Raw genomic sequence first — 13,437 nt, 5'->3', positions numbered from 1 at the left:
CTGCCTTAGTCTCGCAGCAAGCGGCTACTGACTACAAGCCTCCCATACTTTTTCCCCCGTTTTCCAGGTTGATTGCAATCTCAGATTCCCTGTCAATTCCTGCCTCAGCAGGATCAGATCGCAAGGCGCTCCAGGAGCCAGCCCATATTGCACCGGCAAATTGAGCTGCCGGGCAGGGCGAAGCGAAGCCATCTCCAGCGCCAGCTGGCGTGTAGTCAGCTGCTGAGTGAGAAGATGATTAACGCCGGTAAATAAGCCTTTTGCCGAACCGGCCAGCAACTGCGGCTGGTCGGCGACCGATAAACGACCATCAGCACTCAGTTCAACCCGGCCACCAATCGGCGATGAGTACTGACCCGCCGGCATACCGGCAAAACGGGTGACATCGCTGACCAGAAACACCTGCTCCTCTTTGGCGCGCATAAATACTTTCAGCACTGAAGTCGGCAGATGATCGCCGTCGGCAATCAGCGCACAGGCCAGCCGATCTTCTGCCAGCTGCTGCCAGATATAGTTGGGATGGCGGGGAAGCTGAAGGTGCGCGCCATTGCCCAGATGGGTTGAAAGGGTTGCGCCCGCCACCACGGCTTCAGTGATATTTTCTGCGGTGGCAGCCGTATGGCCGATGGACACTCTGACCCCGCTCGCGACACATTCACGGATAAACTCGCCGGCCTGCGGCCATTCCGGGGAAATCGTCAGCAGGGCGATTTTTCCTGCGGCGGCCTGCTGCCAGCGGCGGAAAAGCGCCCAGTCCGGGGCTTTGATATGGGCCAGTGGATGCGCGCCGCGTGGACCATCCTGCGGTGATAAAAACGGGCCTTCCAGATGAATGCCCGCCACCGCCCGCTTAACGATTTCATGCTGCTGGCAGGCTTCGGCCACTCTGCTGACCGCCAGTTCAATCGTCTCGCTGCTGGCGGTGATCACGGTTGGCATAAAGGTGGTCACACCCTGCTGCCAGAGCAATTGCGTGACCTGTTCCACCATCTCAGTTGAAAACGGGAAATGGTTAAAATCCAGCCCGCCGAAGCCGTTGACCTGAAGATCGACCAGACCCGGCGCCATCACTGGCAAATCGGCATCATCAGGTAGCGGCAAAATGCGGGTAATCAGTCCATTTTCACTATGTAACTCAACGGATTGCAATGTGCGGTAATCTCTGCCTCTAATGCGGGATTCAGCCATGCATACGCTCCTGAAAAGCCGCCTGATCGGTATACAAGGTACATTGGGGATGACGTCGCAGCACCGTGGCCGGACAGGCGGCAGAGATCGGATCATACAGGGTGGCAGAAACAGCCCGCCGCTTATTGGCTCCTGGCACCATGCAGAACAGACGGCGTGCAGCCATCAGGGCAGGAATCGTCAGGGTCAACGCAAAACGTGGTACGGTTTCCAGTGTGGGGAAGCAGCCATCATTCACCTGCTGCTGACGGCAGATCTCATCCAGCTCCACCGCTTTCATCCACTGGAGATCGGCAAAGTCGGCAACCGGGGGATCGTTAAATGCCAGATGACCATTTTCGCCGATCCCGAGGCAGACCATATCGATCGGCGCCTGCTGAATCAGCCCGGCGTAGTCAGCGCAGATCGCCAGCGGATCGCCGGAAGAAGGGATTAAAAATACCTTGCCGGGCTTTACCAGCTGAAAAATATGCTGCTCAAGATAATGGCTGAAACGCTGTGGTGCCTGCTCGCTAAGGCCAATATATTCATCCATATGAAAAGCCGTGACCCGCGACCAGTCGATATCGGCTGCGCGGGCCAGTTGATCGAGAAACTCATTCTGCGAAGGCGCAGCAGCAAAAATAATCCGCACCTCAGACTGTGTGGCAAGCAGCTGACGTAAATGAGCGGCAGCCTGTTCTGCTGCCTGGGCGCCCATCGCCTGGCGATCGGCACAGACTTCGACCTGTAAAAGATCGACCTGATGACGCTGAACCGTGGTCTTCATCCTCTTCTCCTTGAAGGTTATTTCAGGTTGTTCTGGTAAGCGGGTTTGGGCTGTTCAGCGGCATTGGCCGGGCCATCCTGATTCAGGGCATTCAACAGCAGATCAATCTGCGGGTCGACAGGGCTGCGGCGCAGCCAGCCGCCGATGATATACACGGCCAGTGAGGTCAGAACCGGTGACGCGACAATCACTGCGGTACTGACGTCGGGCAGTAAAAACTTCACCACAAAGAACACCGACACACCCAACGCCCACGAGCTGATGGCGGCAATGCTGCCACTTTTACGAAACCACGGCAGCAGGCCCAGCAACATCGGGATGGAGATCGGGCCGACCAGACCGCCAAACCAGACGATCAGCAGTGACAGTACGCCGCCAAAGCGTCCGGCATTAACCGCAATTACCAGCGTTAGCAGGATAAACAGCGTAAGGGTGATGCGTGCGGCCAGCAGCGATGGTGTGCGCTGCGAGAAACGTCTGGGGAGCAGTACCGGCAGAATATCGCGGGTGACCACCGCGGTAATCGCGTTAGCGTCTGATGAAGTCATCGACAGTGTATGGGTGAACATGGCGACCAGCACCAGGCCAATCAGCCCGTTCGGCAACAGCTCCATTGCCATTAATGAGTAAGAGCGGGAAGGATCCGCCAGATCCGGATAGAGCAGCGGCGCGGCCCACATCGGGTAAAACAGCACCAGTGGCCAGATCAGATACAGCGCCGCAGAGAGCAGGGCGGCTTTACGGGCTTCTTTACCGCCCGGCGAGGCGATAAAACGCTGAGCCAGATTCCAGGTGCCGCCGTTGTAGCTGAGGGTATAAATCACAAAATAAGCCAGAATAAAGCCGAGGGAATAGGGCTCCTGCACGATGGTGGTATGGTTGGCCGGTAATCTGTCCCAGATATTCAGCAGCTGATCAAAGCCACCGAGGTGAATCGCTACCGCGCCGACCATCACAATCGCTGCGACAAACTGCACGATAAACTGGCCGAAATCATTACAGGCATCGGCCCACAATCCGCCCATTACTGAGTAAAACAGGCTCAGACCACCCGAAATCAGGATCCCCAGCACCGGATCTAATCCGGTGAAGACATTGATAATAACGGCGATCGCCGCCCATTTAGCACCGACATCAAATAATTTCAGCAGCACGCCGCTCCAGGCGAGAACCTGCTGTGTCGGTACGTTATAGCGGGTCGCCAGATATTCCATCGGCGATTCAATATCCATATGAATGCGCAGACGCGCCCAGCGTGGGGCGAAGATCGCCGCACCAAGCAGCACGGCGATTGCAATCGGAAACGCCCACCAGAAGTAGATAGTGATGCCCACTTTATAGGCCACGGCCGCGTAGGCGACAAACACCGCTGCGCTGTAGCCGGACATATGATGCGAAACGCCGGATAGCCACCATGGCATTTTGCCGCCAGCGGCAAAGAAGTCTTTAGTACTGCCAATGCGACGCATTGCCCAAAAAGTAATGCAGATAATCATCACTGCATATAAAGCCATTACACCGTAATCAAGCGCATTCATAGCTAACTCCGCAGGTGTGAGGAACAGGGATCTGCCAGCGGCAAATCAGAAATAGTGTCAACCGTGTAGCTGGTTACTTTTTAATTAATCCTAATTTAGGACAAATTGAAAATAGCATTCTCTTATTGATTGAAATGTGTCCGTTGTCACCCTTTCTGTCGCGGGCTGGCTACTTAACACAAATCATTCGCGTTTGTAAGGTCCACAATTCGTTCATAGTGTTAAGGAAGTGATAAGGAGGGGTAAAGTACAGTAAGCTTATGGTTTTTAAGACATTCGGAGATATTTTTATCCGATGACTTAACGGATAGTATCTCTCAACGGCGCAACTCAGGCCGTGTGAAAATCGAGGATACAACCATGAAAAAAACGACTCTGGCACTTTTAATCACCGTCTTCTCCGCCAGCACTTTGTTCTCCACCGTAACCCAGGCAGAAGGCCCTCCGGGACAGCAGTGGCATCAGCAGGGTGGTCATGATGGACGCGGCGGCCCTGAAGGGCATGGTGGCCCAGGTCGTGGCCCGGATCACGGACGCGATGATCGTCATGACGATCGTGGGCGCGGCCCGGACCATCATTACGAGTCACGTGATCGCTTTGCATGGCAGGGACATGACTTCCGTCGTGGCCAGCCGATGCCGCCGCACTTCCGCGGCGATGACTACCGCGTAAGCGACTGGCATCAGCGTGGCCTGCGTGAACCACCACGCGGCGAACACTGGGCTTATATCGACGGCAACTATGTGTTGATTGCGGCAGCGACCGGAGTAATTACTTCCATCCTGTTAAATAACGCTTTCCACTAAGTTTCTGCGCGGCTGGCACACCCTGTGCCGGCCGCTTTGTCTGCTCTGTTTCATCTCAGCCTTTCACGATAATGTCTGCTGGCGAAAAATCGCCACAAAAAGCAGCGGTATTCCACGGATTGCTTGCCACCTCCCGGCGCTATTCTGCTGGAAATATCACTACTCGCCCGCCCCGGAGCACCCGATGCCAGACAAAGATTCCGTTATTGAACGCCTCTCTCTTGAGGTCCTTGCGCTGAGAAATATTGTGCAGATGCTGATTGCTTACGGCAATGTGCCCACTGGCGGCAAGCTGAACAAGTACCTGGAGAAAGTCGCCGACGATGTTGAACATCGCGATGGCCGTGAAGCGAATAAAGGCATTGCTGATGTGATTCGCAGCTATATTCGCTGATGGTTTGGCATCTCATCAACACAGCCTTGACCCATAACAAGTCGGCCCGCGGTTAGCCTTCCTATAATCTCACCCGTTTATCTTCTTACTGGTGCGAAAGAATGGCTTATCAGCTTGATATTAACTGGCCCGAGTTTCTGGAAAAGTACTGGCAAAAGCAGCCGGTGGTATTAAAAAATGCCTTGCCGGAGTTTGTTGATCCGATTACGCCGGACGAACTGGCGGGTCTGGCGATGGAAGCTGAGATCGACAGCCGTCTGGTCAGCCATGCTGATGGTCAGTGGCAGGCCAGCAACGGGCCATTTGCGCATTTTGATGATCTGGGTAAAACCGGCTGGTCGTTACTTGCTCAGGCGGTTAACCACTGGCATGCGCCCTCGGCGGCGCTGATGACCCCGTTTCGCATACTGCCGGACTGGCGTTTAGACGATTTGATGATCTCTTTTTCGGTGCCGGGTGGCGGTGTCGGACCACATATCGATCAGTACGATGTCTTTATCATCCAGGGGATGGGCAGTCGTCGCTGGCGCGTTGGCGATAAGCTTCCTCTGAAGCAGTTTTGTCCGCATCCGGCGCTGCTGCATGTGGAGCCTTTTACGCCGATTATTGATGAAGATCTGGCACCGGGCGACATTCTCTATATTCCACCAGGCTTCCCGCACGACGGCATCACCCATCAAACTGCGCTTAACTACTCCGTCGGTTTTCGCGGACCCAACGGCAGGGATTTAATCAGCAGTTTCGCCGACTATGCGCTGGAACACGACCTGGGTGGCGAGCACTACAGCGATCCGGATTTAAGCTGCCGGGAACATGCCGGACGGGTTGAAGATTATGAGCTCGATCGTCTGCGCGCGATGATGATCGATATGATTAATCAGCCGGGAGACTTTAAACAGTGGTTTGGTCGCTTTATCACCACGCCGCGCCACGAACTGGATATCGCTGCCGCCCAGCCGCCTTATCAGCAGCATGAGATTGTCGATGCGCTGATGGACGGTGAAGTTCTGACGCGCCTGAGCGGGCTGCGGGTGCTGCGCATCGGCGACAGTTTCTTTATCAACAGCGAGGGGTGGAAAACGGTTGATCCGCAAGCGGCTGATGCACTGTGTCGTTACACGCTTATTGGTAAAGCGCAGCTGGGTAAAGCGCTGCACAGCCCGGCTTTCGTCGCTGAACTGACCGGGCTGATTAATCAGGGCTACTGGTTCTTTGACGAGCAATAGCCTCCTTAAACACGGCCTGCGGACAGTGATGCAATCCGCAAGCAGTGGTCTGTATATCACTCGGCTGACAGTTCGTGCCGGGCGGCTTCGGCGATAAAGTGGCTACGGTCACGATACATTGCGGATTGCTCCCGCACGCGATTATCAATGCGACTGATTAGCGTGTCAGGCAGTGCGATATTAATCCGCTGCTGCTTACCATCAAACTGAGATAGATCGACATCGATAACCAGCCAGCTATCATAATCAGCGTATTCGCGATCCTTTGCATAGGTCAGATGACCCGCATCTTTTATCTGCTCAACTGAATATTTTCCGTTGAGTAACATATCTTCAACGGTTAACAGAATCGCTTCACGCACCATTGCGGCGATTTGGTCCTGCGAGTCAGCGGCGGAGAAGCATCCGTAGTCATAAGCTGAAAACGCAGGAACAATCATACCGTAAGCGGTGTTTTCATCTTTTGGTGTCTCAATGCCCACTGAGAAAAACATAACAACCTCCGAAAAAGGCGGGGACCTGAATCCCCGCCATTTTTTTATGGATTTGACAGTGCCGAGAGGCAAGTCCTTTTTCGGATGCGGCACCGGGAAGGTTTTCCCGGTGATCGGTGACCACCAGATCTGGTGACTACCGCCGTTATGCCGTTTGAGTTCGCATCCGGCCTCTGCCAGCTCCTTTATCAGGTCAGTCGATTTCATTTGCCCTCCTGGCCCTGAATTAATAATACACACATATACACACAGATCAAGTTCTCTCTGTGGGCGTATTTTTTAAAAAGGAGTAACAACAGATCGAACTCTGGCTGGGTTGATAAACTGACAAATGAAAACGTTACAGAGAATTAAACCGCTACCATCGGCAGGGAGGAAGTGTGGCGAGATAACGGCGTATCCCGCCAGAGGATCATGGATTTACGCCTGCTTTGGCTGACCATTAGATGCCGTGATCCCTCCGTCTACCGGCAGATTTACGCCGGTAATATAGCGGGCATCATCACTGGCTATAAAGGCGACAGCACTGGCTATGTCGTCCGGCTGACCGGCGCGTGCTAACGGGATGCGGTCGTAAAATTTGTTTAACAGTTGCTGATTACTCTTCATCTCTTCAGTCAGATCGGTAAAGGTAAACCCTGGACAGATAGCATTAACCCGCACGCCATCTTCACCATAGTCCATAGCAAGCGAACGGGTAAAGTTAGTCACCGCGCCTTTCGCCGCGTTATAGACGCTCATGCCCCAGTCACCGCCCAATCCCGATACCGAAGAGATATTGACCACATTGCCTTTGCTTTTCAGCAGTGCTGGCATGAAGTAGTGCACGCAATGGAATACGCCATCGAGGTCCACACTCATCACCTTCTTCCAGTCATCAAGCGAGATTTTATCAATCCGGCCCTGGACAATCACACCTGCGTTATTCACCAGTACATTGACCTGACCATACTTTTTCAGTACAGCGTCCGACAGCGCCTGAACCTGATCCGCCGCCGCAACGTCGCAGGGAGCAATCAGGTGGTCCCCCTGCGCCAGGGTCGACAGGGTCTTTTCCAGTTTCTCCGCAGTACGACCGACCAAAACCACTGAGGCGCCTTCACTGGCAAAGCGTTTAGCCGTCGCGGCCCCAATTCCTGAACCTGCGCCTGTAACCACCACTACCTGTTGCTGGAAACGTGTCATATTGACCCCCGATTCAATTAGATATCATTAAAAAACATCATGTTAACCCTGGCAGTCTGATTCCGGCCTGCAAGCCAGTCAGTGATTTTTTTTATAAGCTGTTGTTATGGATGAGGATTTAAGCATTAAAAAATGTAAATGAATCGGGAGCTGCTGGCGTCCTGTCATCCATCTGTGAAATCGGGCAGAGCAAATTTATAGATATAAAATGTGTCACCGGTTTTATCCTCTCCACCAGCCTGATCGCTTAAATATTCAATCTGCGAGGCCGGAACATACATAAATCCTTTATTATCAATAAACAGCGCATCAGGCGATACCAGGCGGTCATCCTGCACGATAACCTGCCGGGAACCATCGCTGTGTAACCGTTCAACCGCACGCTTTTCAGCATCAGAAAGATAAATATTGCCTTTTGTATCGATCGCCGTGCCGCCAATCGAGGGGATATCGGCATATTTCTCTAAACGGCTTTCAAGCTGTTTATCTTCAAGTGCATCATCCAGTAACCACCTGATTTCGATTCTGTACAGCGGTCCGGTTGGCGCAGACAGATAGAGCCATTTACCATCAGGGCTGACCTCCAGCATGTCACTATGGACTTGCGGAAAGGTACCTTTGCCATCACTGAGTATCCTGCCGTTAAATCCTTTCTGCTGCGCCGTTTGTGGTTTGCGCAACAAGGGAGCCTCAGACAGTTTTCTGCGGGAATCAGCGGTTTTCAGATCATGAATAATGATGCCGCCAAGGCCAGAGTCAGTGATAAAAATCCGTCCGCCAGCGATCCTCAAATCGTTAGGCGCGCCGCCTTCCGGCAGGATATGTGGGGCAAATCTGATGATTTTTTCAACATTACCGCTGGTGATATCAAAGGCGACCAGCTTTGCCGCGCCGGCAGCGGGTTTTTCACCTTGCGGCGCGCCCTGGTCCACTACCCATAAAAGATTGTCATCAAATATATGCACAGCATTAATATTTACCAGCGTATTAAGACCATCATCCCCGGCTTGCCATTTATTCCACTGATTACCGGGAAATGGCCTCGGGCGACCATTCTCAATGCGCGCGAGAGCAGGGGATGAGGTATGCCCCTTAAACCTGGGGAAATTGATAAATACTTCATTTTGTTGCGATACCGCGACACCGTTGGTCAACCAGGGGGAAGAAACCGCTGGCTGTAGTTCTGCTTTGATTCCGCTGCTGGCCGCGCTGAGGGAGTGCCGGGCAAGGCAGGCAAAAGCCATTCCGCCGGCGATAAAATCTCTTCTTCTCACTTTTTTCACCCTTTATGATTTGTAAAACAACAGAGTTACTTATCAATAAAGCCTGGCAGAATTGTGATGTTTGTCACATGGAAGCGCGCTGGCATAGACAAAATCTGTGCCGGGTTAGCGGGGCCAGCCGGTGTCTGACTGCTTTTAGCTGGTTTTTAAGCCCTGCCGATAACTATCGACTAGACTTAACTCACTGGAAGTTAAAGGAGAGAGCGATGTCTGAGAAAAATCCAACGATCCTGCGTGCGGGTAAAGATGACGAGCATCCGGCAAAAGAGGAACCCAATAAACATGGTGAGATCCCGCGTAAGCGCGATGACAGCGAAGACGACAATAAAGACCCGTTTAAAGCTGACTAACGTCAGCGAATAACCATCACCGCTATCAATTGCCCATCAAATGCTGGAAGATTGGGTCCATCTGAATAACTCCGGGTGTTTTTTGACCGTTCAGTGCCTGCTAATTGAGGCGCTTTGCACCAGCCCCGGGGGTAAAATGTGTATCCGCAGGAGACAACAGCATGAAACAAGGACCACTTGAGCTTGAAGAGCTGGAATGGCTGGAAGATGTTCTGATGAAGTACGGTAATGACGATGCCATGCTTGATGTATCGGAGCTGGACGGCTTTCTTACCGCTATCATCTCTGGCCCGAACAAGCTGGAGCCGGGTGAGTGGCTGGTGGCGCTCTGGGGCGGCGAGAACAGTGTACCGACCTGGGAATCAGAACAGGAACTGCAACGCTTCCTTGATCTTACTTTCCAGCATATGAATGATATCGCTGAGCGGCTAAATGATTATCCGGAGCAGTTCGAACCGATTTTCGGCACCAGCCATCTGGATGATCAGGAATATACCGTGGTTGAGGAGTGGTGTTTCGGCTATATGAAGGGTGTTGATCTTGACGACTGGTCAGGCTTGCCGGAATCCTTGCAACCTTCGCTGGCGGCGATCGCTCTGCATGGTCGCGAGGAAAACTTTACGCAAATCGATAATATGACGCCGGAAGAGTTTGTCAGCAGCATTGAGAATATCCCTCCTGCGGCGCTTAGCCTGCACGATTACTGGCTAAGCAAGCAGTCGCCACTGCACTAAGTACTGCGTTGTCGGTAACCGGGGCTGCCATTGCCATCAGCAGCCCCTGAGTTACCCTGTGAAAACTATTTCACACAGGCAGAACACTGCTGGCGGCAGGTAATCTGCTGATAGAAATCATTACCTTTATCATCGACAAGGATAAAGGCCGGGAAGTTTTCCACCTCGATTTTCCAGATCGCTTCCATTCCCAGTTCGGGATAAGCAATGCACTCCAGACTCTTAATACTCTGCTGTGCCAGTACCGCCGCCGGGCCACCAATACTGCCGAGATAAAAGCCGCCATGCTTATGACAGGCATCGGTCACCTGCTGGCTGCGGTTACCTTTGGCCAGCATAATCATGCTGGCGCCGTGCGACTGCAGCAAATCAACATACGAGTCCATCCGTCCGGCGGTTGTCGGACCCAGCGAACCGGAAGCGTAGCCCTCCGGTGTTTTGGCCGGTCCGGCATAATAGACCGGATGATCTTTCACGTATTGCGGTAAAGCCTCGCCACGTTCAATGCACTCTTTCAGTTTGGCATGGGCAATATCACGCGCCACAACGATGGTGCCGCTGAGCGAGAGGCGGGTCGCGACCGGATAGCGGGCAAGCTGTTGCAGGATCTCGGCCATTGGCCGATTGAGGTCGACGTTTACCGTTTCGCCTTCCCCCGCTTCACGTAAAGCCTGCGGAATATACTGGCCTGGATTATGTTCCAGCTTCTCCAGCCAGATGCCGTCGCGGTTAATTTTGCCTTTGATATTGCGGTCGGCAGAGCAGGAGACCCCCATGCCGACCGGACAGGAAGCGCCGTGACGCGGCAGACGGATCACGCGGATATCATGCACGAAATATTTGCCACCAAACTGTGCGCCCAGACCAAAGTTCTGCGCGGCTTCCAGCAGTTCCTGCTCCAGCGCCAGATCGCGGAATGCCTGACCATGTTCATTGCCCTGATGAGGCAACTCATCATAGTAGTGCGTCGAGGCCAGTTTAACCGTCTTCAGGGTGGCTTCCGCAGAGGTGCCGCCAATCACAAATGCTACATGGTACGGCGGACAGGCGGCGGTGCCGAGGCTGCGCATCTTATCGATCAGATAATCTTTTAATTTACCCGGGCTGAGCAGGGCTTTGGTTTCCTGATACAGATAGGTTTTATTGGCTGAGCCGCCGCCTTTCGCCATACAGAGAAACTTATATTCCGCGCCATCCACGCTGTAGAGATCAATTTGCGCCGGCAGGTTGGTGCCGGTATTCACCTCTTGATACATATCCAGCGCGGCGTTCTGCGAATAGCGCAGGTTATTCTCGATATAGGTGTTATACACCCCACGCGACAACGCCTCTTCGTCACCACCGCCGGTCCAGACGTGCTGGCCTTTCTTGCCAACGATAATCGCGGTGCCGGTGTCCTGGCAGGTTGGCAGAATACCTTTGGCGGCAATTTCTGAGTTCCTGAGGAATTGCAGCGCCACATATTTATCATTTTCGCTGGCTTGCGGGTCATCAAGAATCGCCGCGACTTGCTGCTGGTGGGCCGGACGCAGCATAAATGCGGCATCGTGAAAGGCTTGTTGCGCCAGTAGGGTCAGCGCCTGGGGATCAACTTTCAGCACTTCCTGGCCGGCAAACTCAGAGACAGAAACATAGTCGCGGCTGATCAGCCGGTACTCGGTCTCTTCCGCTGCCAGCGGGAAAGGCGCCTGATAATGGAAAGGTTTATTCGACATTTTTTTCTCACTTAATAAGCAATAAATTCAAATCTTCCAGCCATTTATTGAGCGGGCATTATGCCCGCCCCGTCGGTTATCCGAACATCATGGTCATCCACGGGTAACCGATAACGATTAGCGCGGCGAGGAAGATGGCGCCGAAAATGCTGCCCAGCCGCCAGTAATCGGCGGTCGGCAGATAGCCACTGCCGTAATAAATCGGACTTGGACCGGTACCATAAGGGGTAATAATGCCCATCACGCCCTGCGAAGTCACCAGCATCAGACAGAACACCATCATATTCATACCCGGAATGGTGGCGGCGATAGTCAGCATCGCTGGCAGCAGTGCGGTGGTATGGGCAGTGGTGCTGGCAAACAGGTAATGCAGCAGGTAATAGGCCAGTAGCAGCACGATGGTCGCCTGGTCCGGCGAGATGCCGCTCATCAGCACGCCACCCTCTTTACCCAGCCAGCTGATAAATCCGGTAGAAGAGAGGCCATCCGCCAGCGCCACCAGCGTGGCGAACCAGACAAAGGTATTCCATGCCGGTTTATTGCTGGTAATGTCATTCCACTCCAGCACGCCGGTCCACAGCATCAGGGTGATCACCAGTACCGCAGCCAGCGCTGGCTCAATCCAGCTGGCAGCGAAAATCCACATCATCAGCGCACAGCAGACAAACAGCAGCAACAGAATTTCGTTGCGTGACAGCTTGCCCAGTTTCTCCAGTTCCTGCTGCGCCCAGCGCGGCACTTCGTCGTTGATTTTAACCTGCGGTGGATAGAGCCAGTAAGCCAGCAGCGGCATTGTCAGCAACAGCAGCGCGCCGACGGGCAGGAAGGCGATAAACCAGCTGCCCCAGGCAATATTGATGCCGACGGTGGTTTTCACCAGCGCCAGCGCCAGCAGGTTGGGCGCCAGAGCTGACAGAAACAGCGAGCTGTTGATACAGGTTGCGGTAATTGCTACCCACATCAGATAAGAGCCGATCTTGCGTGCGCTGGGATCGTTGGGTTTGGAGCCGTACAGCGGCGGCAGGTTGGCTATAATCGGATAAATGGTGCCGCCGCTGCGCGCGGTATTGGAAGGGGTAAAAGGCGCCAGCAGCAGGTCGGCAAAGGTAATCGCGTAGCCCAGCGTCAGACTGCGACGACCAAGATATTTCACCAGGATCAGCGCCAGGCGGCGGCCAAAGCGGGTTTTATCATAGCCAGCGGCAAACATAAATGCGCCGAAGATCAGCCAGACCGTTGAGTTGCCAAAACCGCTGACCGCCCATTTAAATGACTGGCTGGCGAGTTTGAAACCAGGCGCCGCCAGCTGCTCCGGGCTGAACAACAGCCACTGGCCGCCGAGGGCGATAATCACTACAGCGGTGAGACCAATCACTGCGCCGGGTAAGGGTTCAATAATTAAGCCGACAATCACCCCCACAAAAATGGCAAAGAAATGCCATGCATAGGGCTCCAGTCCTGCCGGCACTGGCACCAGTAATAATATAATGGCGACCAGTGCGGGCAATAACATCGGGATCAGCTTTTTAATTTTCCCACTTGCAGAGTGACCTGCTGGTGTTAACGGGTTGGATAGCGGAACGTTTGTCATTTTTCAATCGTCTTCAAGAGTTAATAATTTTTTAGCGTGCAGGAAATACTTAATTTCTTTAGTTAATTAACTTTTTAAAGTTAATTAAATGGCAGAGTTACTGTATTCCCTGCGCCATTATTCGGTTCTGATTAACTGATGCGTTATTAACGCTATTGATATA

The 13,437-nt window shown here is 53.3% G+C and carries 13 protein-coding genes and 1 pseudogene; 5 read left to right on the top strand and 9 right to left on the bottom strand.

Translation table 11 applies throughout. The features are described from left to right. Positions 1-24: 24 nt before the first annotated feature. Genes N5923_RS05840 through N5923_RS05830 form a run of 3 tightly spaced genes read right to left on the bottom strand, consistent with a single transcriptional unit; the run spans position 25 to position 3,495 of the window. On the bottom strand, positions 25-1,188 hold the full coding sequence (locus N5923_RS05840) for an N-acetylglucosamine-6-phosphate deacetylase (protein ID WP_267143358.1): 1,164 nt from the start codon (positions 1,186-1,188) through the stop codon (positions 25-27). Beyond that, positions 1,181-1,957 carry a glucosamine-6-phosphate deaminase gene (locus N5923_RS05835; RefSeq protein WP_267143359.1) on the bottom strand — a complete coding sequence of 259 codons (777 nt, stop codon included), beginning with the start codon at positions 1,955-1,957 and terminating at the stop codon, positions 1,181-1,183. Before N5923_RS05835 ends, N5923_RS05840 begins: the two co-directional genes overlap by 8 nt. A gap of 17 nt (positions 1,958-1,974) precedes the next feature. Further along, positions 1,975-3,495: a sodium:solute symporter family protein gene (locus N5923_RS05830; RefSeq protein ID WP_267143360.1), complete on the bottom strand. Its 1,521-nt coding sequence runs from the start codon at positions 3,493-3,495 to the stop codon at positions 1,975-1,977. A 360-nt stretch (positions 3,496-3,855) separates the two neighbouring features. Between N5923_RS05830 and N5923_RS05825 the strand changes: the two genes are divergently transcribed. From N5923_RS05825 to N5923_RS05815, 3 genes are all read left to right on the top strand, one after another. After that, positions 3,856-4,302: an RcnB family protein gene (locus N5923_RS05825; protein ID WP_267143361.1), complete on the top strand. Its 447-nt coding sequence runs from the start codon at positions 3,856-3,858 to the stop codon at positions 4,300-4,302. 184 nt (positions 4,303-4,486) lie between these two features. Then, the gene (locus tag N5923_RS05820; protein WP_017799347.1) at positions 4,487-4,696 is read left to right on the top strand and encodes a hypothetical protein; all 210 of its coding nucleotides are present in this window, start codon (positions 4,487-4,489) and stop codon (positions 4,694-4,696) included. Between the two features lie 101 nt (positions 4,697-4,797). Then, a complete protein-coding gene (locus N5923_RS05815; protein WP_267143362.1) occupies positions 4,798-5,922 on the top strand; it encodes a ribosomal protein uL16 3-hydroxylase in 1,125 nt (374 codons plus the stop codon). Positions 5,923-5,978: 56 nt separating this feature from the next. Here the strand turns inward: N5923_RS05815 and N5923_RS05810 are convergent, their stop codons facing one another. The 4 genes and pseudogenes from N5923_RS05810 to N5923_RS05795 all read right to left on the bottom strand — a co-directional run bounded on the left by N5923_RS05810 (position 5,979) and on the right by N5923_RS05795 (position 8,875). Continuing rightward, positions 5,979-6,416, bottom strand: a complete 438-nt coding sequence (locus tag N5923_RS05810) for a type II toxin-antitoxin system HicB family antitoxin (RefSeq protein WP_267143528.1) — start codon at positions 6,414-6,416, stop codon at positions 5,979-5,981. A 30-nt stretch (positions 6,417-6,446) separates the two neighbouring features. Further along, positions 6,447-6,623 (bottom strand): annotated as a pseudogene (locus N5923_RS05805) (type II toxin-antitoxin system HicA family toxin); the annotation flags it as partial. Between the two features lie 213 nt (positions 6,624-6,836). Next, positions 6,837-7,601: an SDR family NAD(P)-dependent oxidoreductase gene (locus tag N5923_RS05800; protein ID WP_267143363.1), complete on the bottom strand. Its 765-nt coding sequence runs from the start codon at positions 7,599-7,601 to the stop codon at positions 6,837-6,839. 164 nt (positions 7,602-7,765) lie between these two features. After that, positions 7,766-8,875, bottom strand: a complete 1,110-nt coding sequence (locus N5923_RS05795; protein ID WP_267143364.1) for an SMP-30/gluconolactonase/LRE family protein — start codon at positions 8,873-8,875, stop codon at positions 7,766-7,768. Between the two features lie 215 nt (positions 8,876-9,090). Between N5923_RS05795 and N5923_RS05790 the strand changes: the two genes are divergently transcribed. Beyond that, entirely contained in the window at positions 9,091-9,234 is a 144-nt protein-coding gene (locus tag N5923_RS05790; RefSeq protein WP_267143365.1) for a hypothetical protein, read from the top strand. A gap of 161 nt (positions 9,235-9,395) precedes the next feature. Next, entirely contained in the window at positions 9,396-9,968 is a 573-nt protein-coding gene (locus tag N5923_RS05785) for a UPF0149 family protein (protein WP_323372733.1), read from the top strand. 65 nt (positions 9,969-10,033) lie between these two features. On the opposite strand, the gene fumA is transcribed toward N5923_RS05785, so the two are convergent. Both fumA and N5923_RS05775 read right to left on the bottom strand, forming a co-directional pair. After that, positions 10,034-11,683 (bottom strand): class I fumarate hydratase FumA, encoded by a 1,650-nt coding sequence (gene fumA / locus N5923_RS05780; RefSeq protein WP_267143366.1) that lies wholly within the window; start codon positions 11,681-11,683, stop codon positions 10,034-10,036. 76 nt (positions 11,684-11,759) lie between these two features. Then, on the bottom strand, positions 11,760-13,274 hold the full coding sequence (locus N5923_RS05775) for a DASS family sodium-coupled anion symporter (protein ID WP_323372734.1): 1,515 nt from the start codon (positions 13,272-13,274) through the stop codon (positions 11,760-11,762). Positions 13,275-13,437: the final 163 nt, after the last annotated feature.

The organism is Winslowiella arboricola, assembly GCF_025527015.1.
Taxonomy (GTDB): Bacteria; Pseudomonadota; Gammaproteobacteria; order Enterobacterales; family Enterobacteriaceae; genus Erwinia; species Erwinia arboricola.
Note: the sequence above shows the minus strand (reverse complement) of the source record. Positions and strands in the feature narration are given on the sequence as shown.